This is a genomic window from Cupriavidus sp. 2TAF22, from assembly GCF_052115045.1.
GTDB lineage: Bacteria > Pseudomonadota > Gammaproteobacteria > Burkholderiales > Burkholderiaceae > Cupriavidus.
On sequence record NZ_JBFRFX010000008.1, the window covers coordinates 1 to 23,182 of the forward strand.

General features: G+C 60.3%; 25 protein-coding genes. 12 read left to right on the top strand and 13 right to left on the bottom strand.

Annotated features, from left to right (window positions below):
- The 3 genes from AB4Z48_RS11565 to AB4Z48_RS11575 form a co-directional block, all read right to left on the bottom strand.
- The coding region (locus AB4Z48_RS11565; protein WP_441614077.1) for a helix-turn-helix domain-containing protein at window positions 1-278 on the bottom strand (278 nt) is incomplete at its 3' end.
- A complete protein-coding gene (locus AB4Z48_RS11570; protein WP_441614078.1) occupies window positions 256-882 on the bottom strand; it encodes an IS607 family transposase in 627 nt (208 codons plus the stop codon). The genes AB4Z48_RS11565 and AB4Z48_RS11570, both read right to left, overlap by 23 nt.
- A gap of 30 nt (window positions 883-912) precedes the next feature.
- The gene (locus tag AB4Z48_RS11575) at window positions 913-2,031 is read right to left on the bottom strand and encodes a substrate-binding protein (protein ID WP_441614079.1); all 1,119 of its coding nucleotides are present in this window, start codon (window positions 2,029-2,031) and stop codon (window positions 913-915) included.
- A gap of 599 nt (window positions 2,032-2,630) precedes the next feature.
- Between AB4Z48_RS11575 and AB4Z48_RS11580 the strand changes: the two genes are divergently transcribed.
- From AB4Z48_RS11580 to AB4Z48_RS11590, 3 genes are all read left to right on the top strand, one after another.
- A complete protein-coding gene (locus tag AB4Z48_RS11580) occupies window positions 2,631-4,433 on the top strand; it encodes a sulfatase-like hydrolase/transferase (RefSeq protein WP_441614080.1) in 1,803 nt (600 codons plus the stop codon).
- Window positions 4,434-5,059: 626 nt separating this feature from the next.
- Window positions 5,060-6,397, top strand: coding sequence for a DUF1254 domain-containing protein (locus AB4Z48_RS11585; RefSeq protein ID WP_441614081.1), 1,338 nt, complete (start codon window positions 5,060-5,062; stop codon window positions 6,395-6,397).
- A 60-nt stretch (window positions 6,398-6,457) separates the two neighbouring features.
- Window positions 6,458-6,877, top strand: coding sequence for a DUF1254 domain-containing protein (locus tag AB4Z48_RS11590; RefSeq protein WP_441614082.1), 420 nt, complete (start codon window positions 6,458-6,460; stop codon window positions 6,875-6,877).
- A gap of 261 nt (window positions 6,878-7,138) precedes the next feature.
- Here the strand turns inward: AB4Z48_RS11590 and AB4Z48_RS11595 are convergent, their stop codons facing one another.
- Window positions 7,139-7,849 (bottom strand): dienelactone hydrolase family protein, encoded by a 711-nt coding sequence (locus tag AB4Z48_RS11595; RefSeq protein WP_441614083.1) that lies wholly within the window; start codon window positions 7,847-7,849, stop codon window positions 7,139-7,141.
- Between the two features lie 382 nt (window positions 7,850-8,231).
- Window positions 8,232-8,690: a tautomerase gene (locus tag AB4Z48_RS11600; RefSeq protein WP_441614084.1), complete on the bottom strand. Its 459-nt coding sequence runs from the start codon at window positions 8,688-8,690 to the stop codon at window positions 8,232-8,234.
- 82 nt (window positions 8,691-8,772) lie between these two features.
- Between AB4Z48_RS11600 and AB4Z48_RS11605 the strand changes: the two genes are divergently transcribed.
- Complete coding sequence (locus tag AB4Z48_RS11605; RefSeq protein WP_441614085.1) at window positions 8,773-9,762, top strand: GlxA family transcriptional regulator; 990 nt, start codon at window positions 8,773-8,775, stop codon at window positions 9,760-9,762.
- Between the two features lie 344 nt (window positions 9,763-10,106).
- Window positions 10,107-10,490, top strand: a complete 384-nt coding sequence (locus tag AB4Z48_RS11610) for a nuclear transport factor 2 family protein (protein WP_441614086.1) — start codon at window positions 10,107-10,109, stop codon at window positions 10,488-10,490.
- A 68-nt stretch (window positions 10,491-10,558) separates the two neighbouring features.
- Here AB4Z48_RS11610 and AB4Z48_RS11615 read toward each other — a convergent pair whose 3' ends face one another.
- On the bottom strand, window positions 10,559-11,737 hold the full coding sequence (locus AB4Z48_RS11615) for a monovalent cation:proton antiporter-2 (CPA2) family protein (RefSeq protein WP_441614087.1): 1,179 nt from the start codon (window positions 11,735-11,737) through the stop codon (window positions 10,559-10,561).
- Window positions 11,738-12,190: 453 nt separating this feature from the next.
- On the opposite strand from AB4Z48_RS11615, the gene AB4Z48_RS11620 reads away from it, so the two are divergent.
- The gene (locus tag AB4Z48_RS11620) at window positions 12,191-13,246 is read left to right on the top strand and encodes a LacI family DNA-binding transcriptional regulator (RefSeq protein WP_441614088.1); all 1,056 of its coding nucleotides are present in this window, start codon (window positions 12,191-12,193) and stop codon (window positions 13,244-13,246) included.
- On the opposite strand, the gene AB4Z48_RS11625 is transcribed toward AB4Z48_RS11620, so the two are convergent.
- Window positions 13,243-13,746 carry a carboxymuconolactone decarboxylase family protein gene (locus AB4Z48_RS11625; protein WP_441614089.1) on the bottom strand — a complete coding sequence of 168 codons (504 nt, stop codon included), beginning with the start codon at window positions 13,744-13,746 and terminating at the stop codon, window positions 13,243-13,245. The genes AB4Z48_RS11620 and AB4Z48_RS11625 overlap by 4 nt on opposite strands.
- Before the next feature lie 172 nt (window positions 13,747-13,918).
- Between AB4Z48_RS11625 and AB4Z48_RS11630 the strand changes: the two genes are divergently transcribed.
- The 5 genes from AB4Z48_RS11630 to AB4Z48_RS11650 all read left to right on the top strand — a co-directional run bounded on the left by AB4Z48_RS11630 (window position 13,919) and on the right by AB4Z48_RS11650 (window position 17,078).
- Entirely contained in the window at window positions 13,919-14,902 is a 984-nt protein-coding gene (locus tag AB4Z48_RS11630) for a Bug family tripartite tricarboxylate transporter substrate binding protein (protein WP_441614090.1), read from the top strand.
- A 4-nt stretch (window positions 14,903-14,906) separates the two neighbouring features.
- On the top strand, window positions 14,907-15,683 hold the full coding sequence (locus AB4Z48_RS11635; protein WP_441614091.1) for an SDR family NAD(P)-dependent oxidoreductase: 777 nt from the start codon (window positions 14,907-14,909) through the stop codon (window positions 15,681-15,683).
- Between the two features lie 110 nt (window positions 15,684-15,793).
- Entirely contained in the window at window positions 15,794-16,324 is a 531-nt protein-coding gene (locus AB4Z48_RS11640; protein ID WP_441614092.1) for a VOC family protein, read from the top strand.
- Between the two features lie 48 nt (window positions 16,325-16,372).
- Window positions 16,373-16,879, top strand: a complete 507-nt coding sequence (locus AB4Z48_RS11645) for a 2,4'-dihydroxyacetophenone dioxygenase family protein (protein ID WP_441614093.1) — start codon at window positions 16,373-16,375, stop codon at window positions 16,877-16,879.
- Window positions 16,880-16,928: 49 nt separating this feature from the next.
- Window positions 16,929-17,078 carry a DUF1214 domain-containing protein gene (locus AB4Z48_RS11650; RefSeq protein WP_441614094.1) on the top strand — a complete coding sequence of 50 codons (150 nt, stop codon included), beginning with the start codon at window positions 16,929-16,931 and terminating at the stop codon, window positions 17,076-17,078.
- A 274-nt stretch (window positions 17,079-17,352) separates the two neighbouring features.
- On the opposite strand, the gene AB4Z48_RS11655 is transcribed toward AB4Z48_RS11650, so the two are convergent.
- The 5 genes from AB4Z48_RS11655 to AB4Z48_RS11675 all read right to left on the bottom strand — a co-directional run bounded on the left by AB4Z48_RS11655 (window position 17,353) and on the right by AB4Z48_RS11675 (window position 20,422).
- Window positions 17,353-17,790: a GNAT family N-acetyltransferase gene (locus tag AB4Z48_RS11655; protein ID WP_441614095.1), complete on the bottom strand. Its 438-nt coding sequence runs from the start codon at window positions 17,788-17,790 to the stop codon at window positions 17,353-17,355.
- 315 nt (window positions 17,791-18,105) lie between these two features.
- On the bottom strand, window positions 18,106-18,453 hold the full coding sequence (locus AB4Z48_RS11660) for an MTH938/NDUFAF3 family protein (protein ID WP_441614096.1): 348 nt from the start codon (window positions 18,451-18,453) through the stop codon (window positions 18,106-18,108).
- A 100-nt stretch (window positions 18,454-18,553) separates the two neighbouring features.
- Entirely contained in the window at window positions 18,554-18,841 is a 288-nt protein-coding gene (locus tag AB4Z48_RS11665; protein WP_441614097.1) for a hypothetical protein, read from the bottom strand.
- Between the two features lie 498 nt (window positions 18,842-19,339).
- Window positions 19,340-19,786 (bottom strand): OsmC family protein, encoded by a 447-nt coding sequence (locus AB4Z48_RS11670; RefSeq protein ID WP_441614098.1) that lies wholly within the window; start codon window positions 19,784-19,786, stop codon window positions 19,340-19,342.
- 189 nt (window positions 19,787-19,975) lie between these two features.
- On the bottom strand, window positions 19,976-20,422 hold the full coding sequence (locus AB4Z48_RS11675; RefSeq protein ID WP_441614099.1) for an OsmC family protein: 447 nt from the start codon (window positions 20,420-20,422) through the stop codon (window positions 19,976-19,978).
- A gap of 738 nt (window positions 20,423-21,160) precedes the next feature.
- Here AB4Z48_RS11675 and AB4Z48_RS11680 point away from each other — a divergent pair.
- Window positions 21,161-22,177: a cupin domain-containing protein gene (locus AB4Z48_RS11680; RefSeq protein ID WP_441614100.1), complete on the top strand. Its 1,017-nt coding sequence runs from the start codon at window positions 21,161-21,163 to the stop codon at window positions 22,175-22,177.
- A 54-nt stretch (window positions 22,178-22,231) separates the two neighbouring features.
- On the opposite strand, the gene AB4Z48_RS11685 is transcribed toward AB4Z48_RS11680, so the two are convergent.
- Window positions 22,232-23,161 (bottom strand): enoyl-CoA hydratase/isomerase family protein, encoded by a 930-nt coding sequence (locus tag AB4Z48_RS11685; RefSeq protein ID WP_441614101.1) that lies wholly within the window; start codon window positions 23,159-23,161, stop codon window positions 22,232-22,234.
- Window positions 23,162-23,182 lie beyond the last annotated feature (21 nt).

Genomic DNA, 23,182 nt, shown 5'->3' on the forward strand with positions numbered 1-23,182 from the left:
ACGTCGTCGAAGAACTTGCTCCAGGCCTTGCTCAGATTGGCAAAGGGCTGCGCATGCGAGTCACGATGCATGTCCTTCAGCCAGGGGAATTCGGCATATTTGAAGGCGTTGAATTGCTTCTTAAGTGCCAGTGCATTCGGCTTCGAGCCCGCCTCATACTGTCGATTCCACTCGGCAAGGGCCCAATTCCAGACGAAGCGAGCCGTGCCACAAGCTCGGCGGAAATAGTCCTCCTGCTCCGCGGTTGGTTTGAGTTCAATTCGGTGTGCGATCAGCATCCAACGCTTCCTGAAGCTTCTTCTTATAGTTTCTCAGGCCATGCAGCCTGGAGGAAAAGCAATGGACGATCGTCATAAGGTCTTGAACCATCTCTTGCTCAGGCGAAAGCCGCTCCTGATTCAATACCAGTATCTCGCAGCCGTTAGTTTTTGCATAGTGCTCAAACCACTCAAAGCCAAAGCGAGTCAGCCTGTCGCTGTGCGCAACTACCAGGACTCTTATCTCACGCTGGCCGATTTCGTTCATCAACGCCTGGAATCGTTTGCGCTGAAAATTGAGTCCTCCTCCGATTTCCTCAATGAATTCGACGTTTGCAAGCCCGCGCGCGACAACAAACTCCTCCATGACCCGCCGCTGATTGGCTAAATCCGGCTTCTGAGCGGCACTGGACACTCGGCAATAGACCACCACGCGAGTGGGTGCCTTGCCGCCCGAGCGCTGAAGGCCGCGGAAGTCGGCCAGTTGCTGTTCGGTATAGACGCGCCGATTGCTATCACTTCGAGAGGCCGGAATGAGCCGACCCTCGCGTTCCCATCGCTGCAAAGTCTTCACAGACACGCCGAGCATTTCGGCAGCCTTTCCAGTGCTATATGTGCGCTCCATGGCAATAATTATACACTTTTGCACACTATTTCAAATACTAGAGTCGGTCTCCTTCGGATCCATGGCCCCCAGGTCCTTGACGATTTCGAATTTCGTGCCCTTCACCTGGGCGATATACATGTTCATCCGGACGTGATGCTGGCCGGGCACCATTTCAGCCGGGCCGCCCGGCCCCTGAGCGATCTTCGCGTGGTCCAGTGCTTTGATCACACCATCCTGGTCCAGTGAGCCGGCTTCTTTTACCGCCGCCTCCCAGAGTTTCAGGCCACGGTACATGCCGGTGGCTGCGCTGCCAGCGGTGAATTTGGCGTCGCCTGGATAGAGCTTGTCATACTGCGCCAGCAGTTCCTTGCTAAAAGGATCGCTGACGTTCTGGTAGTAGTCGAGGCAACTGTACAGGCCCTCCACTTGTTCCGGCGGAAAGAAGCCCAGGAAGTTCTCCTCGAAGTACGTGCACACGAGCTGGCCGCCGCGCTTCATGAAGCCGGACTGATGGAGTTGTTCGAGGAACGACCCCAGGCCGGGCGGAACTATCGTGTTGAATACCACCTCGGCTGCGCTGGAGATGATCTTTTCGATTGTCGCTCCATAGTCGGTGTGGTCGAGCGGAAAGTACTCCTCGCCGACGATCGAGCCGCCATGGGCGGTTGCCACCTCACGCAGCTTCCTGTTCATCGTGCGCGGCCAGATGTAATCAGCCGATGGGCAGTAGAACTTCTTTGCTCCGGTTTTCTGCATCAGCCATGGAATCGTGGATTCAAGCTGCTGAGCCGGCACCGGGCCGGTGCAGAAGATCAGCGGGTGGCATTCCTCTCCTTCGTATTGCTCCGGATAGATGTAGAGCTTCTTGCCCTGCAAGACAGCAGAGCCCTTGATGGCTTGCCGCATGGAGCTGTAAATGCCGCCCAAGACAACGTCGACCTGATCTTGCTGGACGAGCTTCCTCGCCTTGGCTTCCCCGACGCTATCGGTCGTTGCGCTGTCCTCGAGGTACAGATCGATCTTCCGTCCCAACAAACCACCCCTTGCGTTGATCTCATCGATCACCATTCTGGCCACATTTGCATTGGCGATACCCAGGAACGAGAGGGGACCTGTCATGTCGGTGATGACGCCCACCTTGACGGATCCACTTGTTGATTCACTCATCGGTTCTTCTCCGCTCAAACGATCGGGTATCGGCGAACACCCGACGGCCACGATCAGTAGCGCAAGGCAAGGGCGCCGGCTTGCACCGCTAGCCGGGCGATATGGTCAAGACTAGTCCATTGGGGCAGTTTTTCCTGTCCGCTACCTCATGCGACTGGTGCTCCCGTTCAAGTCAAGAGTCAAGACGACCAATGACAGCTACAAGTTGTTAGGCAAGCGCCACATGATCGAGGGTGCAAGTGGCTGCTCAGGTCGATCATGCAAACCTCCCGATGAAAAGTAGCGGGAGCGACTTGCTGCGAAAGGTATGCGGCAAGCGGTATGGCGGCGACTGCCGTTAGCGCGGGCTCGACATGTGGTTCCCTGAGATGTTCGTCGTCCTTCAGGACACCGTTATGAGCCCCGCCGCTTTGCTCCAGGCCTCGCCACAGCGTCAACTCCCTTATGTGCGGTGGGCAACGTTCAACACGCAGTAGCGGCAGCAAATCGGCTTGTCGCTCAAGAGCGATATTGATAGGCTGCGGTAGTCTTACCTGCCCGATAGCATGCCGCGATCCGGAAGTCCGCCATGCGGCGAGCGCCATGGATGAGGAGGCGTGATGGCAAATGACAAGGAACCGGGGTCCACGCTGACGCGCCGGGAGTTCCTGCGCACGGCCGGGCAGGGCGCCGTGGCGTTGAGCCTTGGCTCGGGCGAAAGCACGCAGGCCGCAACGCCCGATGCCGACAAGCCAGCACCCGCCATGGGTGGCCGCCCGGCGGGCCCGTTTAACATTCTCTTCATCCTGGTCGATCAGGAGCGCCATTTCCAGCCTGGAGACCTGCCGGCGGACTATCGCCTGCCCGCACACGAGCGCCTGGCGAAGAGCGGCACCACGTTTGTGAACCATCAGATCAACTCGTGCGTCTGTACGCCATCGCGCTCCGTGCTTTACGCGGGGCAGCACATCCAGCAGACGCGGATGTTCGACAACACCAACTTCCCGTGGATCAGCAGTATGTCGACCGAGACACGCACGCTCGGCGACATGCTTCGCGACGCAGGCTACTACACCGCGTACAAGGGCAAGTGGCATCTCACCAAGGAATTCGAGACGGTCAACAAGCTCGGCACACCCACCAAGATCTTTACCGCCGAAATGGAAGCCTACGGCTTCTCTGATTACGTCGGCATTGGCGACATCATTGCCCACACAAGCGGCGGCTACCTGCACGACGGGGTGATCGCCGCAATGGGCGTGAGCTGGCTGCGCGGAAAAGGCCGCGAGCTGGCGGCACAAGGCAAGCCATGGTTCCTCGCGGTCAACCTGGTCAACCCGCATGACGTGATGTTCTACGACACCGACGCTCCCGGAACCGAGGTCCAGGCAAAGCGCGGACTCGCCCATGTCGCCCGCGACCCGGTTGACCCGCTGTATGCCAGGCAGTGGGACTTCACGCTGCCGGCAAGCCGGGCGCAGGCCCTCGATGCGCCGGGGCGGCCGCCGGCGCACCGCGATTTCCTTCGCTCGCACGATGCGCTGGTCGGCGCCATTCCAAACGAGGACGCGCGCTGGCGCCGGCGGCACAACTACTACCTGAACTGCATGCGCGATGTGGACCGCAATATCGCGGCCGTCCTGGCCGAACTCGACGCCAGCGGCCTCACCGACAAGACCATCGTGATCCTCACGTCCGACCACGGCGACATGGATGGTGCCCACCAGCTCCACGCCAAGGGCGCCGTCTCGTATCGGGAGCAGAACAACGTCCCGCTGATCATCGCTCACCCCGCCTATCAGGGTGGCAGGCAATGCCGCGCAGTCACATCGCACCTGGACATCGCGCCGACCTTGATTGCGATGACTGGCATCGGCGCCGACAAGCGCGTTGCCATCGTCAAGGGGCTGGCAGGGAAGGACTTCTCGGGGCTACTCGACGCGCCCGACCAGGCAGGCCTGGAAGTCGTCCGCAATGGCGCGCTGTTCTGCTACAACATGCTCGCCTATCTCGATGGCGACTTTCTTTTCAAGGCAGTGGACTACCTGCAAAAGGGCGGCAAGCCGGACCAGCTCAAGAGCGCCGGCATCCGGCCCAACCTGATGAAGCGGGGCGCGGTACGTTCGGTCTACGATGGACGCTACACCTTCGCACGGTACTTCTCGCCCAAGCAGCATAACCGGCCCACCACGCTGGAACAGCTCAACCGGTTCAATGACGTGGAGCTATACGATCTGCAGGCCGACCCGTTCGAGATGCACAATCTGGCGGCAGACAGCAGCCACCGCGATCTGCTTCTCGCCATGAACGACAAGCTGAACCGGCTGATAGACGCTGAAGTGGGTGAAGACCGTGGACAAATGCTCCCCGGTGGCATCGATGCAGGGTGGGACGTCACGGCGGAAACCATGGCCGGCGCATGATGCATCCGGGCCGATGCCCGGGGATCAATTCCCTGGCCCCCAATGCGCCCTCCAACTCGACCGGTTGAATCCATTAGCCAGGACCGGCCGTTGGCCGGCGCTTGCAGGTGGGCATTCAAACGTCAGCTCTTTTCAGGAGCGACCTCTCCTCCTTCGCCGGGTGCGCCCGCTAAGAGCGCGTTATTGGAATCCCATATCGGCAACACCTGGAGCGGATTACCTTGGTCGGAGTGCTGGACCCAGCCTGGGCCCGGCCGGAACCGGCGCGCAAGCGCAATGTTGAAAACGCTTAAATCGAGTGGCGGAACAATTGAATTCCAGTTTGCACACTGACTGTTCAAAATCGGGAGTTCAAGGCACGGGTGGCTGATATTCCGCCTGCGCCACCCATCTCCGAAGACCAGAGCTGCGAGGCCGGCATGCGCGACCAGGACGATGTCAATACGACCCGAAGGCTTCTTGCTGCACTCGGTGGTGCCTTTCCCCTGGCCTATGCGTCGCTGGCGGCCATGCCGCAGCCGGCCGCTGCCGCCGCAAAGAATGACGCGAAGGATGCTGCGCCGAAGGCGTCGGCCGCCACAGGCCACGCCCCAGCCCGGGAAGTGCAACCCCCTGCGGGGCTGCCCATGCACGCGGGATACGCACAGGTCATCGCCCGCATGGCCTATGTGTGGGGTTGGCCGATGGTGAACATGCTCAACCGCAATGCGCGCATCACCCAGGCGCCACACCCCGGCTTGCTGAACGGCGTACTGCCTGCCGCGCCGCGCGGCCAGGTGGGCATGCTTCATGACTACATCGATCCGTCCGAAACCTTCGTGACCTGCCCCAACCAGGACGTGGTGTACGGGCTTGGCTTCTTTTCGCTCGACCAGGAGCCGGTTGTCGCCCAGGTTCCCGACTTCGGCGAGCGGTTCTGGGTCTATGCGCTATACGATGCCCGCACCAACCAGTTCGGCCAGATGGGCAAGCCGTACAAGACCCGGCCCGGCTTCTACCTGCTGGCCGGGCCCAACTGGAAGGGCAACAAGCCGGCCGGCATCACGGCGATCATCCGTTGCCCGACTGCGCTGGCCAACGCCATCCCGCGCGTGTTCATGAACGACACCGCGGATGACCGAAAGGCAATCCAGCCCGTGCTCAACCAGGTTGTCTTCTATCCGCTCAAACAGTTCGACGGGAAGATGAAGACGATCGACTGGGCCAGGGCGCCCGAGATCCCGGGCCCTAAGTCCGATGGCGGCGGCGGTGGCGAAACCAAGTGGGTCATACCTGAGAAGTTCTTCGACCAGTTCGGCGAGGTGCTGGAAACCGTGCCGCCGCTGCCGGGGGAGGAAGCGATGTATGCGCAGTTCCGCTCGCTGATGGAGGCGGCGAACCGCGACCCGGAAATCAAGAAGATGCTCGTCTCCACGGCGGTCGAGACCGAGCGGGATGCCATCGATCCGTTCTTCGAATGGCGTCGCAACGGACTGCCGGCGGGCATTGGCTGGAACCGGTCTACCAACAATGCCCAGACGGGCTTCGACTACTTTGACCGCACCGGTACGGCCAAGTCGAACATGTTCGACAACCGGCCCACCGAGACACAGTACTTCTACACCGACTACGACGCATCCGGTGCCGCGCTCAATGGAGCAAACAGCTACGAGATCGTCTTTCCCGCAGGGCAGGAGCCGCCCGTCAACGGCTTCTGGTCGCTGACGCTCTACAACGACAAGCACCTCTTCCACGCGAACAACCTGAAGCGCTACTCGCTCGGCACCAAGAACACCTCGCTGAAGCGAAATCCCGATGGCTCTCTGACACTCCATGCCGGCGCAAAGTCGCCTGGCGGCGAACGTGAACCGAACTGGCTGCCCGCGCCGGGCGGCGCCTTTTCACTCTACATCCGTGCCTATTGGGGCAAGCAGCCGATCCTGGATGGTTCGTGGAAGCCGCCCGCCATCCGCAAGGTGGCCTGACATTCCCTTTGAAGTCGTCGGCCGGCTGCAACCACAAGCACGCACAAATTGCGGCCCGAGATGAAAGCACTGCGTTGGACTTCGATGGCATTGGCTGCCCTGGCGCTGGGCCTCTCAGGCGCCGCAATGGGGCAGGGTTCCCGCTACGACGCACTCGCCAATGCCGCATTCGAGAAGGACTACCCCACGCCGGAAACCTCGCGTGTGCTGCAGGACGAACTGATCTTCCAGCGCGCGACACAAGCCTACTTGTGGGCGTTGCCCGCCCTCAATATCTGGGCGATGAAGGAAGGATCGAAGAAGGTCTTCGGCGCAGGCTACAACGTCCTGCCGGTCTGGAAAGAGCGGATCAAGGCTTCCACGCAGGTGACGACACCAAACTCCGACGTCGTCTATGCGATGGGCTATATGGATCTCAGGAAAGACGGCCCGCTCGTCGTCGAGGCGCCGGCCGGGAACGCCGACGGCTCGACCGAATAGGACCAGCGCAAGAACCTCGAAGAGTAGGAAGCCAACGCGATTGGCACCGAATACCTGCGCGCGGAGCTGATCGAGGGAGGGGAAGCCGACAAGGTGCCATTGCTTGGCCAGCTTGACAATGGCTGCTTGCCGGCTAGAAAGCTGCCGCTAACGATCAAGTTAACCGGCGCGCCACCACCGACGCTTGCCAGGTTAATGGCAGAATTGGCGCGTCCAGTTGAACGAGTGGTTAGGGCGCACTTGACACGCCTCGCGCCGCTACTACTTCGTTCCTTCCGCCGGCAATGCCTGTTTCAGCTGTGCGATCGTCCGTTCGATCGCGTCCCGGCCTGCGGCTTGATCCTTACGTGCGGCCGTGGCCAAGTTGAACCCGTGACCGACGCCGTCGTACTCATGCAGCGTCAGCATGGGTGGGGAGGAGGCCTTGGCAGCGTCGGCGAGTTGGCGCGCCGTTTCGATTCGGCAGCAATCCTTGTAGGTGTCTGCCGTACCGGCAAACATTTGCACTGGAACCTTGATCTTGGCGACAAAGTCGGCCGGGTCCTTGATGAAAGCGGTGTACGGATAGCCTACAACGACCGCTGCAACGAGCTCTGGCATCCGCGCCGCGTAGGTCAGCGCGGTCGCTCCGCCGAGCGAATAGCCAACGACGCCCACCTTGCCTGGCAGCGCGCGCGCGCCCGCCTGAGCCCGCGTAATCACCTCTTTGAGCATGCTCCAGGCACGGCTCGTGTCTTTGATCCAGAATTCATTGCCGTCGACCAGAACGACATCGAAGCCGGCGTCGGCGATCTGCTGCGCGGTCATCACGTAGCCAGGCATGCCCGTTTGGCCAGAAACAAGGACGACGACGCGTCCATTACCTGACTTCGGTAGGAACTCTTTCTGTTTTGGACCAGAGTCCTGAGCGCCCGCGCACAATGAAACGGCCGCAAGCAAGGATACGAGGAACCGGAAAAAAACACTCAGCATGGGCGCCTCCTTGAATTCGCGCACCGCCCCTTCAGCGCATTGTGATGCTACCCCACAGCGTCGTTCGTCCCGCGTGCGCAACCTGCTGTGGGGGACCTGGCCGTATTTATACGGACAGTGGTGTCCGCATAACAATAGATATTGATGGATTTATAGTCTCCAACTGCTTGACATGCAAATTTGTGCCCTGTTCAAGCTCAGACCAATGACAGCTGCAAGTTCGGTCAGGGACGGTCGCAGCTTCGCGGCGGGGCATCCGGCCGAGATCGGGCCAGGAGCGGCCGATCAGAGCGTGAGCCGCCAAGCGGACGTTGACCGGCGACCGAACCACCATGCAGCAGATGGCGGGGTGGTCGTCTTGCCGGGCAACGCCCACACATTGTCAGTTCGCAGCGTTAAGTGATTTCAAGTGAGCGAAGCCAGCCGCCTCCGCAAAGTCCGGGAGACGCCAGATCGCGCCGTTTGCTCCCCATGAGCCCTCCGTGACATCGTGAACGATTACCGAGGTGGCGAGGCGGCGTTGGTCTGCAGTGGGCAACGCCTGCCTGAAGGCATCGTGGACAAGACTGACGTATCGGGCGCGGGTGGCCGCGTCCAGCACGCCGGCGGGTAAGTAAATCATTGCAACGCACGGCAGAATCTGTGCTGTCATATCAATTCCTCCGCACGTCCAGAATCCCGGCGCGACTTCGTCAATCACAACCCAGCACAGGAAGCGCTTCTTTGCATCGTCGGGAATCTGTTCTGCACTTGCAGCAGCCTGATTGAGCAGGCGTACCAGCGCCTCGCGATGCTGGGTGGGAAAAGAATTCTTGGGAAGCTTGACGAGAATGTTTGGCAAGACAGCTCCTTCGTTTGTGTACGGGAGCTTGTATTAGAGCGTCGGCACGCGCAGAATCCGAGTGTCTGATTGGACATCTTTCATGCGTATCCAGCCATTCTATGATTTCACGATCCTCGTCCTTGACGGCGCCTATTCCTCGAGCGTCGCGCTAACACTCGACATTCTTTCGGCCGCAGCTTCCGTGTCAGCGCGCGTTGGCGTCGCGGCGCCCCGATGGCGCATCTACTCGACTGCCGGCAACAGGGTGCAGCTCGGGCACGGTATCTCAATCGATGCGAAACCGTTGCCAAAGACCCCGCGCGCCGATGGTTCGATCTGGATCGTGCCCGGACTGGGACTTGAAAGCGCAATCGATATATCGCGCCGTATGGAACAAGATGACGCGCTCATGGCAATCAAGGTCTTGCGCAATCATGCGCAGCGTGGCGGCACCGTAGCGGCGTCCTGTTCCGCGGTTTTCCTGCTTCAGGCGGCCGGTCTGCTCGCCGAGCGCCGGGCGACAACGTCGTGGTGGCTGGCGCCGTTACTTCAACGGCTGGAGAAACGCTGCACAGTCGATGCCGACCGCATAGTGATTGAGGACTCCAGGGTCGTGACCGCAGGCGCGGCACTCGCGCAAACCGATTTGCTGTTGTATTTGCTGCGTAGCAAGTCCGGGCCGGCGCTGGCGGATACCTTATCCCGTGTGCTTCTTGTCGACGCGCGACAGGCACAGGCACCGTTCATCGCGCCGTCGCTGCTCGCGAATGGAAGCGAGCTCATAGGCAAGATCGTCGCGCATGCAGAGGCCTCGCTGCCTGAGTTGCCCGGTTTGGCCCAGCTGGCGGAGCAGTTTTGCATGTCGGAACGCACACTAACGCGTCATGTGCGGGCCGCCACGGGGCGTAGCACGCAGGATTTGTTGCAAAGCGTCCGGCTTGGCAGGGCGCGTATGCTGCTTGCCACAAGCCGGATGACCGTGGAACAGATCGCCGAGCAAGTAGGCTACAGAGACGCAACGGCTCTCAGAAGGATGATGCGCAAACTTGTCGGTGCAACCCCCAGACAGTTCAGACCGAACGCGTACTGAGCGCCCGGTTGATCTGGTATCAACACAGGGTTGACTGTCCGCTCCGGTCTTTCGCGATCGGCAGCAGTGGGGCGGCCTCGGTCGACCGCCCGTCGGTCTCGGCCGTCGCTTGCCGGCCAGGAACGGGTCGTTAGACACCGCCTCGAAGAGCGTAGACAATTCGCAAAGTCACCCCCTTGCTAGCAACTGCCCATCACGATGAAGTTGAGGCCTCCACTGCCCGCGGTAAGAGCACTCATTGAGCACATGCTTCGTGGAGTCTCGAAGTCGGCAAGACGGGCGGCCCGGGGTTTATTCCTCGACACGTGCATTAGATGAAGCTAAACGGTATCCGGAGGCACTCCATGCAGGAAGAGAAAATACGTGAAACCCTGAATGCGCACTGGCAAGCGTCGGCGGCCGGCGATCTCGACGCAGAACACGATATTTACGATGACGATGCCATCTGTGACTATCCCCAGTCAGGTGAGCGAATCCTTGGGCGAATGAATTTGCAGGCACTGCGGAGTCATCATCCAGGCAAGCCAGCAGGTTTCGATGTCAGGCGAGTTCAAGGAGAGGGTAATCTGTGGGTCACGGAATACTCGATCACCTATGACGGGCGACCGGCTTACACGGTAAGCATCATGGAGTTCTGCAACGGCAAGGTCGTTCACGAGACCCAGTATTTTTCGGATCCCTTTGAGGCGCCGGGTTGGCGGAGTCAATGGGTTCAGCAGATCGCGTGACAACGCATTGCGGCGAGATAAGCACAGTCGCTTAATGGTACGCCAATGCCAGCGCATCGTCTCCTGCGCTACGAACCAATCTGATGCCCGGCGGTCCTCGCGCCCAGCAGCTTGCGATGCGCAAGGAGGAGAAGCGGAGTCGTTGCCATCGATAGTGCAACGACGACGGTGACAACAGACAGTTGCTCGGCATGGATCAGGTTGGCCGACTGTGCTGCCCCCATCACGACAAAGGCAAATTCGCCGCCCTGTGAAAGCAGGATCGCGAAGTAAGTCCGATGCTCAGGCGGCAGGTTGACCCGGTTGGCCAGATACTTGAGTGCGAGAAACTTGCCTCCAGTCAGGGCAATCACCAGCAGGGCCACAAGCCATGTCCTATCGGCCAGGACACCAAAATCAATCGTCATGCCGACAGCGATAAAAAACAGTCCGAGCAGGATGCCTTTGAAGGGCGCCATATCAGATTCAATCTCCTCGCGGCATGTGGATCCGGCCAGCAGCAGTCCGGCCATGAAGGCGCCAAGGGACATCGACAGGTGAACGACGTGCATCAGCAAGGCGATGGCGATGACCCAGAGCAGCGCAAAGATGGTGAAGATCTCGCGCGTCTTGCTCCACTGGATCACGTGCAGGATGTATTTCAGCAGGAAGCGCCCGCCGACGAGCACCACGGCGATCATGGCCAGTGCCTTCCCGGCGGCGAGCCACCCGCCCGACGCGCTGGCTTCCGCAGGGATCGGCGCCAGCAGCGGCAACAAGGCAATCATCGGAATGGCGGCGATATCCTGGAACAGGAGGATGCCAAAGCTCGCTTGCCCAAGCGGCGTATCCATCAGGTGATTCTGCTCGAGGATAGCGATCACCATCGCAGTGGAAGACAGCGACAAGGCAAAGCCGGCTGCCACACCCACCCGCCAAGGGAGGCCGAAGGCGATGAACGCCACTGCCAGCAGCGCCGCACACAGAACCACTTGGGCCGCGCCATAGCCAAAGATGGAGTGGCGCATCGCCCACAGCTTGTCGATTTCCATCTCGATGCCGATGATGAACATCATCAGCACAATGCCCAGTTCGGATATGTCCAGGATCGAGTGGACATCCGTGACGAGCCTCAGCCCCCAGGGCCCGATCACGGCCCCAGCTACCAAGTAGCCAAGCACCGAGCCGAAGCCCAAACGAACCGACAGCGGCACCGCGATCAATGCCGCCGCTAGAAATATCACCGAGTCAGCCAGCAATTGTTCCATCAGTACGCTCCTCGTTGGGCCGAGACCGATGGCGTTCCATCCCCCGATATTGCCGGCCTTGTGCGGTCGTCCTAAGTGATCCTAGACCATCCATTAAGGAGGCGCGTGTACTGTACAAGTGATGCCGCCCTCACGACTGCACCAAACTCATATATTGCAACGCTCAACTGGACGTATGAATCGGCGCACTATGGGCATCTACGCAGCGCCCCATCGGTTTGATCTCGAGTTACCCAATCTCATCCCCGGCGAGTTTTTTCACGGCGTTTGGCACCCTCGCCATCCATCGCGATCTGGCCAAATACTTTACGAGTCTAAAAACGTTATTAGTACATCGCAACGCATGGCGGCGAAAAGGTCGATTTGCACGTGCCGTATGAGACATGTGAAATGGCGCCTGGTCTCGCGTGGCATGGGAGCGCTCGCGCGCTGGCTTACAATGAGCGCCTTGCCATGGCCACGCCAAACCAAATGCCCGCGGAGAAAAAGCGAATAACAGTGCTCGATGTAGCCCGCCATGCGGGCGTTTCACAGGGCACGGTATCGAGGGTAATCACCGGCAAGAACTGGGTATCCGAGGAGGCGCGGCAACTCGTCGAAGCATCCGTTCGCGAACTCGGATACGTGCCCAATCCGATGGCACAAGGACTCAAGAGTCAGCGCTCGAAAGCCGTCGCTGCACTGGTTTCCGACATATCCAACCCGTTGCACGGCGTATTCCTGGCCGCTGCGGAAGAAGTTCTCGACGAAGCTGGTTACCTGCTATTCGTCTCCAGCACGCATAGTCAGCCGCAGCGCGAGGTCGCGCTTCTCAACGCCTACGGCTCGGGTCGCGTTGATGGGCTCATCGTCGCCCATGCCGACGAAGCCGACAAAAAAGTCGCACAGGTACTGGAGGCGAGCAAGCTGCCGATCGTCTTTCATGACCGGGAAAGCCATGGCATGGGCGACGCTGTCATCGCCGATCACATGAGCGGCGCCCTGGAAGCCACGCGGTATCTGCTCGGACTGGGTCACAAGCGTATCGCGGTACTGACGCCAGCCTCGAGAATTCGTCCCGGACGTGAACGTTTGCGCGGATACGAAATGGCGCTGGCGGAGTCCGGGATTGCATTGGATCCCTCGCTGATCTGCGAACTAGACGCCTCCGGTCACGAAGCTTACAGTCAAACTCGAGGACTACTGGAGCAGGGCACTTGCCCTACTGCCGTGATCTGCCTGGGAACCGGCATGCTCGCGGGTGTCCTCTCCGCGATCGCATCATCCGGGCTGAAAATCCCCGAGGAGATTTCGCTCATCGGGGTAGGCGATACCGACCTGGTCCGCCTGCATACGCCCCCGATCACTTCGCTCAAATGGGACATCGGCGAATGTGGAAGGATTGCCGCGCGCATGCTGCTCGCCCGGCTTCGGGGCGGAACGCCTCCTGATGTCAAGGCGGAGACGGCGCGGGTCCCGGTGGAGCTTGTTATCCGGCACTCGTGTGCGCCGCCCCGCGCCCGCAACTAGCTTTCGATCGCGATTTCGAAGGTGCGCAGGTAGTTGCACACTAGCTGGTAGAAGCCGACAGTCATGACAAGGTCCATGAGCCCCTTGTAGCCGAACATGTCGACGGCGTCATGACGCTCCTGTCCGACCAGCTCGTGATTGTTCACGATGCTGTCGGTCCAGGTGATCACAGAGCGCTCAGCATCGCTAAGTCCCTCAGCCCTGGCTCCCAGCCTGGCGCCTGCGATTCCGGCTTCCGACAGGCCAGCGGCGCGCGCCAGCCTTTCATGGTGGTACAGCTCGTACGGAGCGTCATACAGATTGCCGACGCGCAAGATCACCAGTTCGCGCAACGGTCCGGACAGTGTGTTGCCACGAAGTATCCCTTCCGCCAGTGAGAAGTAGCCAGGCGCCATGTTTGGCGAGTGGAAGAGCATCTTGAAGACGTTCAGTGGTTTCTTTTCGACCACTTCGCGCCACTCACTGGCCACATTTTCCATATTAGGGTACGGAATCGTCATTTTTTCTCCTCGGTATCGATGTTGATGGGGTGCCAGGCGTCCAGTCGCGGCGCCTGCAGATGCAAGCTCCCTCTTGAAAACGACTAATAACGATATTAGTATAGATGCCATGCCGCTGGCTAGTCGTGGTTCGCTGCTGGCGTGCAGCTCAAGAACATCTGGAGACAGCTTTATGATTGATCGCCGCAGGTTCCTGGCAACGCTTGCCGTTGCTGGCACCATTCCGTGGTGCACATCGGCTCGGGCAGCCGATGGTGCCTTCCCCAACAAGCCAGTCAAGATCGTCGTGCCGAATCCTCCGGGTGGCGCTTCGGACGTCATGGCGCGCCTGATTGCAACCGACCTCGGCCAGATGTGGCGACAGCCCGTCATCGTTGAGAATCGGGCAGGGGCAGGCGGCAGCATTGGCGCCGAGTATGTCGCCCGCTCGCCCGGAGACGGATACACGCTGCTGATGGGCGGTATCGCGTCTCATGCGATCAACCCCGCTCTCTACAAAAACATCAACTACGACCCGATTCGAGATTTCACAGCACTGACGCTGGTTGGAACACTGGCAAACGTCCTGCTCGCGCACCCATCCTTCCCGGCCGAGAATCTGAAGCAGATGATCGACCTGGTGCGCGCGAACCCGAACAAGTATTCATACGCGTCGGTCGGCAACGGAACGTCTCCGCATCTGTCGGGTGAGCTCTTCTGTGAGATGACAGGGCTGAAGATGGTCCACGTCCCGTACAAGGGGAGCGCCGCCGCGTTGAATGACCTTCTCGCTGGTCAGATCCAGCTGGGGTTCGACAATCTGTCTGCAGGGCTGCCGTTCATCAGGGAAAAGAAGCTCAAGGCCCTCGCCGTCACGACAAAGACGCGGTCGCCCTTGCTCCCGAGTGTGCCAACTGTTGCAGAGTCCGGTGTGCCGGAGTACGACCTTACCTCCTGGGCAGCCCTGTTTGCACCCGCCCGCCTGCCAAGCGCCATCGCACAGAAAATCAGCAGTGACGTCGGTTCCATTCTGCGCAAGCCCGCGGTCGCCGAGAAGCTGCTCACGCTCGGGGTAACCGCGACACCCAGCACACCGGCTGAATTCTCCTCCTTCCTGGCCAGCGAGGTCAGCAAATACCGATCGCTGTCCCAGAAGGCAAACCTTCACATCGGGTAAAACCATGCATCGAAAACTGGAAGGACGCATTGCAGTGGTGATCGGCGGTGGCAATCCGCCGCAGGGTCAAAGCAACGGCGGGGCGGCAGCGCAATGCTACGCAAGGGATGGCGCTACGGTTGTATGCGTCGACATTGATCTCGCCGCGGCTCAGCGAACGGTAGACAAAATCGTTGAAGCCGGCGGGAAGGCCGTTGCCGCACAAGCAGACGCAGCAAAGCTGGCGGACATTGTCGCCATCAAAGATCTGACGATCGATCGCTACGGCCGGGTCGACATCCTCCATAACAACGTGGGCGCCGAACATGTTTGCGAACTGGAGGAGATCACCGAAGAGCAATGGGATCGCATTCATGACATCAACCTGAAAAGCGTCATGTTCGCGTGTCAGCAGTTCATTCCGTTGATGGTCAGGCAGGGCGGAGGCTCGGTGATGAATATTTCGTCGACAGCCAGCATTCGGCCAAGCCCGACTACGTTCTACCTGTCGTACAACACGTCGAAGGCGGCGGTGAACCATCTGACCAGAGTGCTCGCGCGCCGGTATGCCCGCGATCAGGTTCGCGTCAACGTCATTCTCCCAGGGATGATCCGCACCGAGCACGCGACAAGGCTCTATGCCGATCCGATCCAGGCGAATATCGACCGCGATGCGCGTTGCCCCATGGGAAGACAAGGTACGCCAGAAGACATCGGGAACGCAGCAGCATTCCTCGCCAGCGACGACGCCAAATACATCACGGGTATCGAGCTGCGAGTCGACGGCGCACTTTCCCTCTAAGTCGCAACCGATAGCCCTTGCCCGCTCACGCTATCGCGGGCACAGCGTCGCTTTGCACATCCATGGTGGCCACGTCCACCAAATCAATCATCCGTTCGGAGTGCACACTCATGAGTCAAATTTACGCCGGCATTCGTCAAATCGGCTACGTCGTCAAGGATATCGAGAAGGCAATGGAACACTGGTCGCGCGTGCTCGGCGTTGGCCCGTGGTTCTATCGTGAAGACGCGACACCCTCGACCTTCACGTACTACGGCGAAAAATCCACACCGCCGAAGGTCTCGATTGCGGTGGCCAACTCTGGCTACATCCAGCTCGAGCTGATTCAACAGCACGATGATGCGCCATCGCTTTATCTGGATTCTCTCAAAGCCGCCGGCGGCGACTGCACGCAGCATGTCGCCTTCTGGACGGAAGACCAGTTCGACGCGCTTCGCGCTCAGTTGATTGAGTCCGGCTACGTTGAGGGTCACGCCGGTCAAATGGGAGAGCGTGGCCGGTTCACCTACCTTGTCCACAAGGATCTTCCGAGCTGCGTAATCGAGATCTCCGAGTTACGCGGTGGCAAGGGGGAGTACTTCAAAAGGGTGGCGGCAGCCGCGCAAGAGTGGAGTGGCAAAGAGGCCATCATCCGCGTTTGAGCAAATGCCTGCCCACATTAACCAAGCGACGCCAAAGGAGTACTTCGCATGCCGCTGCCCAAGACCATCACGCATCAGGACCGTCTGCTGACGCTGAATATTCACGACGTAGAAGAGTTCCCTGGCTCCGAGCCTGGCTCGACCATCATTCCACTGTTCCTCGACAAGGAGAACGGAGTTTGGGTTCTCTATGGGAAGTTCGAGCCCGGTACTAAACTTCCACCCCACTTTCACACGGGCACGGTGCATTTCTTCACAACGAAGGGGCAGTGGAACTACGAAGAGTACCCTCAGGATCCCCAAACAGCGGGGAGCTACCTCTACGAGCCTGGTGGCTCAGTGCATACGTTCATGGTGCCGCCGGACGCCAAGGAAGCGGCCGAAGGCTTCATGGTAGTGTACGGGGCCAACGTCATTTTCTCGGGCGGAGAGTACGAAAGCGTACGGGATGCCGGCGCTATCGAAGCCGGCATTCTGAGTGCAGCGAAGCGTGCAGGGAAGCCGGTGCCGAAGTACATTCGCCCGAAGGGTGGGGCGAGCTTTTCGAACGAATAGTTCCTGGCGTCGCCTCAGGCGAGACAAGGATGGGGGGCAGACCATCTACGTGCAGAAGGATTCGCCAGGCAAGAACAAGGAATCCAACTGGCTGCCTGCCCCGAACGGCCCCTTCATGGTCGCCATGCGCTATTACTGGCCAAAGCCGGAACCCTTGAATCACCAGTGGACGGCGCCAGGCGTCGAGCGCAGAGATTAACTCACCCATGCAACCGACATGCACAATCAATAAGGCGATCAACGGGTGGCGCTTTCGGGCGCGGCACTTGCCATCTTGGTAATCGGCCGCCTCTCGGGCCGAACCGGCCGTTCCGCGTCAGCCCTCGAATGACCGAGACGGATCGCAGTTTCGCGGCGGGGCATCCGACCGGTTGAATCCGCAGCCGAGGCGGACCTTCCGCGGCGGCTGCAAATCTTTGCCAATCTGCAGGCTGAAGACGTGAACGAATCGCGTTGACCGTGGCCGGCCTGCCTTAAGGCAACAGAGCCTTCTTCATTGATGGGGCGGGGTGTAGCACATAGTTCTCGCGCTCATAGAACGGAACGGCGTCCGGCCGCGCATCAAGAAATATCGCGGTCATGCCGCGGGCACGGGCGTCGGCTTCGGCATAGTCCATCAAGGATCGGCCAACACCGCTCCCTCGGCCCGCCGCATCGACCACCAGGTCATCAACATGAAGGTGCGCCCCGCGCGCCAAGGTGTGGACGGGTCTCATGCCCATCACGCCGATAATCTTCCCATCTTGGAATGCCGCCACAAGCTCGTAGCCCGAATGCGATTGCCGGCGGGCCCGCTCCAGGAATTCGGGTTCGTCAAGGGACCGAAGCTGAGCGATGACAGGGTATGCCTGCATCCATTCCGGCGGCGACAGCCTTCTGATTTCCAACCTGCTGCAGCGATGTTCAGTCATGGCTCAAGTCGATCGTCACTCGAAAAATGCAGATTATTGCACGGAGCCGAGTGGCGAGGTTTCTCGGTGGGTTGGGCATTTGAAGGTCCGCTTTGCCGTGAGGATTCAACCGGTCAACGCAACGGATTGAAGGGCATTGTCTATATACCCCGTACTGACGAGCGGATCCTCGCACATTTCTTCAAGCCGCAGTAGCCTACCTGGCACATCGCGCGCGTCTGCGCGCGTGGCGAAATGGGGGCGTATATGACCTGTCGGGATGCCCGGAACGGACGCCGCCCGACGCCTGTCATCCGACGCGGACGGCTGGCGGCGCTAGCAGGTGAGGTGCAGGATCGCGTTGGCGCCTTTGGGATTCGCCTCGAGCGTCTCGATGGCGTCGGCTGTCGGCTGGATGACCAGCTCGACATGGCGTCGTTTCGCCTCGCGCTTCACCTCGTCCATCACCGGCAACGCGCCAGTTCCGGTGCCGACCACGAGTTTGCTGCAGTTCCAGGGGATGTCTTCCTGGATCGACAGCGGCGTGTGGCCGAACGCTTCGCGAAATGGCTTGGAGGGACCTTTCCTGCGATTGCGGACCTTGCCGTGGTCGATGACTACGTCGTGGTCGTATGTGACGCCGTCGATACTGATGGTGCCGAAGGAGAATGATTCAAACCGCATTTGGGGCTCCTCTGCGATTTGGGTGCGCGTTGCTGTGCGCGGTGGCTGGCCTTTGCGTGCGCCCGCTCTGGTCGGCAGACATGCTGGCGAGGTGCTGCGGTCAGGCGGCGCGTTGCGCGGGGTGCTGCAGGGTGGCCTTCAGTTCCTCGCGGTCGGTGGAGGTCGGATTGGCCTGCCAGCCGACTAGTTCGTCGTGCCAACTCTCCCACGCGTTCCGGTCGAAGTCCTCATCCAGCCGCCCGCCGTCGCGCAAATAAGCACCGATCACCTGCGTGCCATCCCAGTAGGCAATGGCCACGTCGGAGAAATCGGCAGTGGTTCCGATCGGCATGTCGCGTAGCAACATCGCCAGGTTTGCCTTGAATGCTCGGAATTCTTGGGAGGTCATGGCGGGCTCCGATGCGGAGGGAAGATGATGAAAGGTTGCACCTGATTTTTCGGCGCGTCAATTTGGAGCGTTGACCGATCGCGCCACACTCAATCTCCTACCCGTCGCTCAAACAGATCGCGTATGCCCCTGAGATTACAGGCCCCATGAGAGGCTCCAGGCTATCGGCCCCCAACATGGAGAACATATTGCCAGTGAGCCTGGAGCGCGTGGTTGGCATTCGATGAGCACGATGAAGTGCTATCGATATTGCCTCCCATCGCACGGAGACTGCTGCTGTTGTAGTCGGGGCCAAGTTCCATCGTCAGTGACGGCTGACGACCCACAAACCGCCATTCACATGCGGCCCGGCCCTGCTGCGCCGCGGCCAACCGTGCTTTCGTGACCGTCGCGCATCAGGAACGAAGATGCGCGACGGCCCGGCGACGGAGGAATGCGCGGTCTAGCGGTGTGCGAAAAGACTACCGCGCCCGCGTCACGGCGACATGGCTCGCCTTATCACACCGTGACGATGTTGGTGCTGACCTCGATGTTGCCGCGCACAGACTTCGAGTACGGGCAGATCTGATGGGCCAGGTGCGCGATTTTCTCGACGACGTCCTTGGCCAGACCCGGCACGCGAACGGTGAACTCGGCGCCGAGGAACCACGCGGCACCGGTCTGCCCAACGTTGACCTTGATGTCCACGGAATAGTCGGGCGGCAGCGTGACCTTCTTCATCGAGGCCGCAATCCCGAACACGGTGGTGTAACAGGCTGACCACGCGCCCGCAAACAACTTCTCGGCTGTCGGGTGCGGCTCGGTGGCGATGAACTCGATGTTTTCAACGCCGGGTGCTGTCAGCTTGAGGTCGAAGACGCCAAACTCGCCGCGCTGGGCATTGGGGTCGCGATTGGCCGTGGCGTGGGTGTTGCCTGAGGCGAGGACTTTTTCGATCTTTTCCATGATGGATTCCTTGAATTAAGTGGATTTAAAGCTCGTGCGATGTGATCGCATGCGTTGCATGAATGGCGAAGATGTCTTTGGCATTAAGCGGATAAGATTTAATCGCACGCGAGTTTCAGCATGAATGAGTATCTTGCTTTGACCAGATTCCTCAACCATATTTTGGTGAGACCCGTATGCCTTATCCGATCACGCCGTGACGATGTCCAGGCCGACCTCGATGTTGCCGTGCACAGCCTTCGAGTACGGGCAGAGCTGATGAGCCAGGTGCGCGACTGCCTCGACGACTTCCTTTGCCAGACCCGGCGCGCGGATGGTGAACTTGGCGCCAAGGCAATGCCCGGCTCCGACCGATCCAATGCTGACCTGGATGTCCACGGAATAGTCGGACGGCAGCGTGACCTTCTTCATCGAGGCCGCAATCTCGAACGCGCTGATGTAACAGGCCGACCACGCGCCCGAAAACAACTGCTCGGCTCTCGGATGCAGTTCGGTGGCGATGAACTCGCGGCTGTCACCGCCGGGTGCCGACAGGTTGAGGTCGAGGACGCCGAGTTCACCGCGCTGGACGTTGGGGTCGAGATTGATCGTGGCGTGACTGTTGCCTGAGTGGAGGACTTGTTCGATCTTGCTCATTTGAGATTCCTTCGATGTGTAAGTAGGAGCCCAGACTGTAAGTCGATGCGTTACGCTCGCCGAGTCTTGAATGGGTCAAAGGCGTGCTCGAAAGGATCAAGCAGTGACAGGTGGCGTCTGTTCGTGACGCTGTACCAACGGGGCGACCGCTGCTGTGTGCTTGCCGGGGTCGGTCGACCCGCCTACCCGACACCGCTCCACAGTCTGGTGAGCGGCGGCGTCGTGAGCTGTCAACTTCCCGGAAATCGTCGATAAGGCCGCGCAGTGCTTGACACTATGAATATCATAGTTATACTCTTGGCTCACCATCTGCGATGTGCGAGGCGTCACAAATTGTCCTACGCGAGCAGGGCGCCGCCGACTGCGCGAAGCGAACCTGTGCGCACTTGTCTTCCGACTGGGAAAGGGGACGTGGGGCGGAGGATGGCATCCTGACCTTAAGCCGCAGGAAGGCGACATCATCATCCGCGAACACTGGGGCCAAAGCGGCTTTGAGGTCATCCGCGCGCGATCTCGAAGACGAGCGTCAGGTGCGGTTCAGACTTAGGCAAAGCGGTCGACGGCTGCGCGAAGAGTTCTCGACTATGGATCTCTCTGAGGCGACTGGCCTCGCGCCAGACACTTTCGCCAAAGTAGAGAAGGCGATCGTGGCGCTGCGAAGCAATCTTATCAAGTCAGTCCAAAACGGCGAACGAGCGCTTAGCGGTCGTATTGCCGCTATCGATGGAGATGTCCGATATGCAATACGAGACCGACTGGCTCACCCGTTTCATGGATCTCGTGACCGTCACCGGGAAAGTGGATGCCCGGTGCTCGCTGGGAGCGCCGTGGGAAAAAAATTTCTCCCAGGCCGGAGCTCAAGAAATTCCGTACCACATCATATTGACCGGCAGGGCGCTACTCGAGAATTCGGTTGATGGGGCAACCTATGAATTGCGGGCCGGCGACATCGCGTTACTGCCGCACGGTTCTGCGCACGTGTTGCACGACGGCAGCGGTGCGGTACCGGTTCCGGCCAGGGAACGCGCTTCGGGCAGTCTCCTGATTAGCGAAAATGGCGGCTCTGGCGAGGCGCTGGACATGTTGTGCGGGCGATTTGTCGTCGCGCCGCCTCATGACCGTTTAATCCGGAGCTATCTTCCGTCGGAACTCGTGGTACGCACCGAAGACATCGGCATCGCTGCACAGAACCTGCCGCAGGCCGAACGTCTGAGCCGGCTCGTCGCGCTGATGCGAGCCGAAACGATGGACAACGAAGTGGGCAGCGGCGCGATCCTGAACGCGCTTTCGTCAGCGTTGTTTGCGTTGACGCTGCGGGCGGCCGGTGAGGCCGGTCAGGCACGTACCGGGATACTGGCGCTCGCCGCGCACCCAAGGCTCGCGCCGGCCGCTGCTGCAATGCTCAACGACCCGGCTCGTGCGTGGACGCTTCCGGAACTGGCCGGACTATGCAGCATGTCGCGCGCCACGTTCATGCGGCATTTCCAGGCGAGTCTCGGCCGCTCTGCGATGGATCTGCTGACCGACATCCGGATGAGCGCCGCCGCAAACGCGCTACGAAAATCCACACTATCCGCCGAGGCGGTTGCCGATCTGGTCGGGTATCAGTCGGTGTCTGCGTTTCGGCGCGTGTTTGCTGAGCGGATGGGGATGACGCCGGGCGAGTGGCGGCAGCACGCGCTTAAGGGCGGTGCCTCGCATTTATCGGACGACGAGGCAGACGGAACTGCCGAACGCGGGAGCGAGCGCGCATAGGGCGCGGAGCGCCGCGCCGCTTCTGCGGGCGCAGCACGAATTGCGGGACGAGGCTTAGCCCTTTGGCGCGCCGGCAGGTGGTGGGTCTGTGTCATCGTCGCCCGCCTGCCCGAGCGAAGGCAGGTACCTGCCGAAGTTCATTTCGAAGTCGCTCGGAACGCCGTAAGCCAGGCTACGGAGCTTGGCGCGGCGTGCCTGCCCACTTGGCGAGGCTAGGGCCGGGAAGAACAGGTCGATGCTCGACTGGAGTTCGGCACCCGTCGGCGTTCCGAACCGATTCACCTGGGCTTTCGCCGCGCCGAGTGTTTCACGGTCGAATGAGGCCAGGCGTCTGGCAAGCGTATCGACAAAGGCGTCGAGTTCGTCGTCGTCCAGCGTGCGGTTCACCCAGCCATAGCGTTCGGCGACGTCGGCATCGAAATCGTCGGCGCTGAGGACAATCTCAAGTGCCCGCGAGCGGCCGACCACGCGCGGGAGCCATTCCAGCGCTCCGCCGCCCGGGATCAGGCCGACGCCGACCTCGGGATTGCCGAACAGGGCGCTTTGCCGGCTGGCGAAGCGCATGTCGCAGGCCAGTACGAACTCGTTACCGATGCCGCGCGTGCGGCCACGAATCTTGGCAATGCTCACGACTGGCGTGGACGAGACGCGCAGCACGAAGTCGCGCCAAAGGCCCAGCACCTCAGGTCGTTCAACTGCCTTGGCTACGTCGAGATGGGCGACGAAAAAATCGGGATTCGCCGACTGGAACACTACGACCTTCACGGACGGGTCCGCCTCGAGGTCGGTCATGAGCGCTCCCAATTCGACGATCGTCGTGGGAACAAACATATTGATCGGCGGGTTGCTGAAGGTAATCGTCCAGCGGCCCGGATAGGTGCGGTCAATGTCGAACTGAGAAGAGTCGGGCATGGTGCTTCTCCAAAGGCACTGGTAGACCAGCGTGGCGTTGAAGGTGACCTCGGGTCCCGGCAGCTTGCACATCGGGGACCTCTACTGCGCGGA

What these genes read in the sequence shown, in the direction of transcription:
- AB4Z48_RS11570 (WP_441614078.1), bottom strand. Translation starts at nt 882, where the DNA reads ATGGAGCGCACATATAGCACTGGAAAGGCTGCCGAAATGCTCGGCGTG.
- AB4Z48_RS11575 (WP_441614079.1), bottom strand. Translation starts at nt 2,031, where the DNA reads ATGAGTGAATCAACAAGTGGATCCGTCAAGGTGGGCGTCATCACCGAC.
- AB4Z48_RS11580 (WP_441614080.1), top strand. Translation starts at nt 2,631, where the DNA reads ATGGCAAATGACAAGGAACCGGGGTCCACGCTGACGCGCCGGGAGTTC.
- AB4Z48_RS11585 (WP_441614081.1), top strand. Translation starts at nt 5,060, where the DNA reads ATGCACGCGGGATACGCACAGGTCATCGCCCGCATGGCCTATGTGTGG.
- AB4Z48_RS11590 (WP_441614082.1), top strand. Translation starts at nt 6,458, where the DNA reads ATGAAAGCACTGCGTTGGACTTCGATGGCATTGGCTGCCCTGGCGCTG.
- AB4Z48_RS11595 (WP_441614083.1), bottom strand. Translation starts at nt 7,849, where the DNA reads ATGCTGAGTGTTTTTTTCCGGTTCCTCGTATCCTTGCTTGCGGCCGTT.
- AB4Z48_RS11605 (WP_441614085.1), top strand. Translation starts at nt 8,773, where the DNA reads ATGCGTATCCAGCCATTCTATGATTTCACGATCCTCGTCCTTGACGGC.
- AB4Z48_RS11610 (WP_441614086.1), top strand. Translation starts at nt 10,107, where the DNA reads ATGCAGGAAGAGAAAATACGTGAAACCCTGAATGCGCACTGGCAAGCG.
- AB4Z48_RS11615 (WP_441614087.1), bottom strand. Translation starts at nt 11,737, where the DNA reads ATGGAACAATTGCTGGCTGACTCGGTGATATTTCTAGCGGCGGCATTG.
- AB4Z48_RS11620 (WP_441614088.1), top strand. Translation starts at nt 12,191, where the DNA reads ATGGCCACGCCAAACCAAATGCCCGCGGAGAAAAAGCGAATAACAGTG.
- AB4Z48_RS11625 (WP_441614089.1), bottom strand. Translation starts at nt 13,746, where the DNA reads ATGACGATTCCGTACCCTAATATGGAAAATGTGGCCAGTGAGTGGCGC.
- AB4Z48_RS11630 (WP_441614090.1), top strand. Translation starts at nt 13,919, where the DNA reads ATGATTGATCGCCGCAGGTTCCTGGCAACGCTTGCCGTTGCTGGCACC.
- AB4Z48_RS11635 (WP_441614091.1), top strand. Translation starts at nt 14,907, where the DNA reads ATGCATCGAAAACTGGAAGGACGCATTGCAGTGGTGATCGGCGGTGGC.
- AB4Z48_RS11640 (WP_441614092.1), top strand. Translation starts at nt 15,794, where the DNA reads ATGAGTCAAATTTACGCCGGCATTCGTCAAATCGGCTACGTCGTCAAG.
- AB4Z48_RS11645 (WP_441614093.1), top strand. Translation starts at nt 16,373, where the DNA reads ATGCCGCTGCCCAAGACCATCACGCATCAGGACCGTCTGCTGACGCTG.
- AB4Z48_RS11655 (WP_441614095.1), bottom strand. Translation starts at nt 17,790, where the DNA reads ATGACTGAACATCGCTGCAGCAGGTTGGAAATCAGAAGGCTGTCGCCG.
- AB4Z48_RS11660 (WP_441614096.1), bottom strand. Translation starts at nt 18,453, where the DNA reads ATGCGGTTTGAATCATTCTCCTTCGGCACCATCAGTATCGACGGCGTC.
- AB4Z48_RS11665 (WP_441614097.1), bottom strand. Translation starts at nt 18,841, where the DNA reads ATGACCTCCCAAGAATTCCGAGCATTCAAGGCAAACCTGGCGATGTTG.
- AB4Z48_RS11670 (WP_441614098.1), bottom strand. Translation starts at nt 19,786, where the DNA reads ATGGAAAAGATCGAAAAAGTCCTCGCCTCAGGCAACACCCACGCCACG.
- AB4Z48_RS11675 (WP_441614099.1), bottom strand. Translation starts at nt 20,422, where the DNA reads ATGAGCAAGATCGAACAAGTCCTCCACTCAGGCAACAGTCACGCCACG.
- AB4Z48_RS11680 (WP_441614100.1), top strand. Translation starts at nt 21,161, where the DNA reads ATGCAATACGAGACCGACTGGCTCACCCGTTTCATGGATCTCGTGACC.
- AB4Z48_RS11685 (WP_441614101.1), bottom strand. Translation starts at nt 23,161, where the DNA reads ATGTGCAAGCTGCCGGGACCCGAGGTCACCTTCAACGCCACGCTGGTC.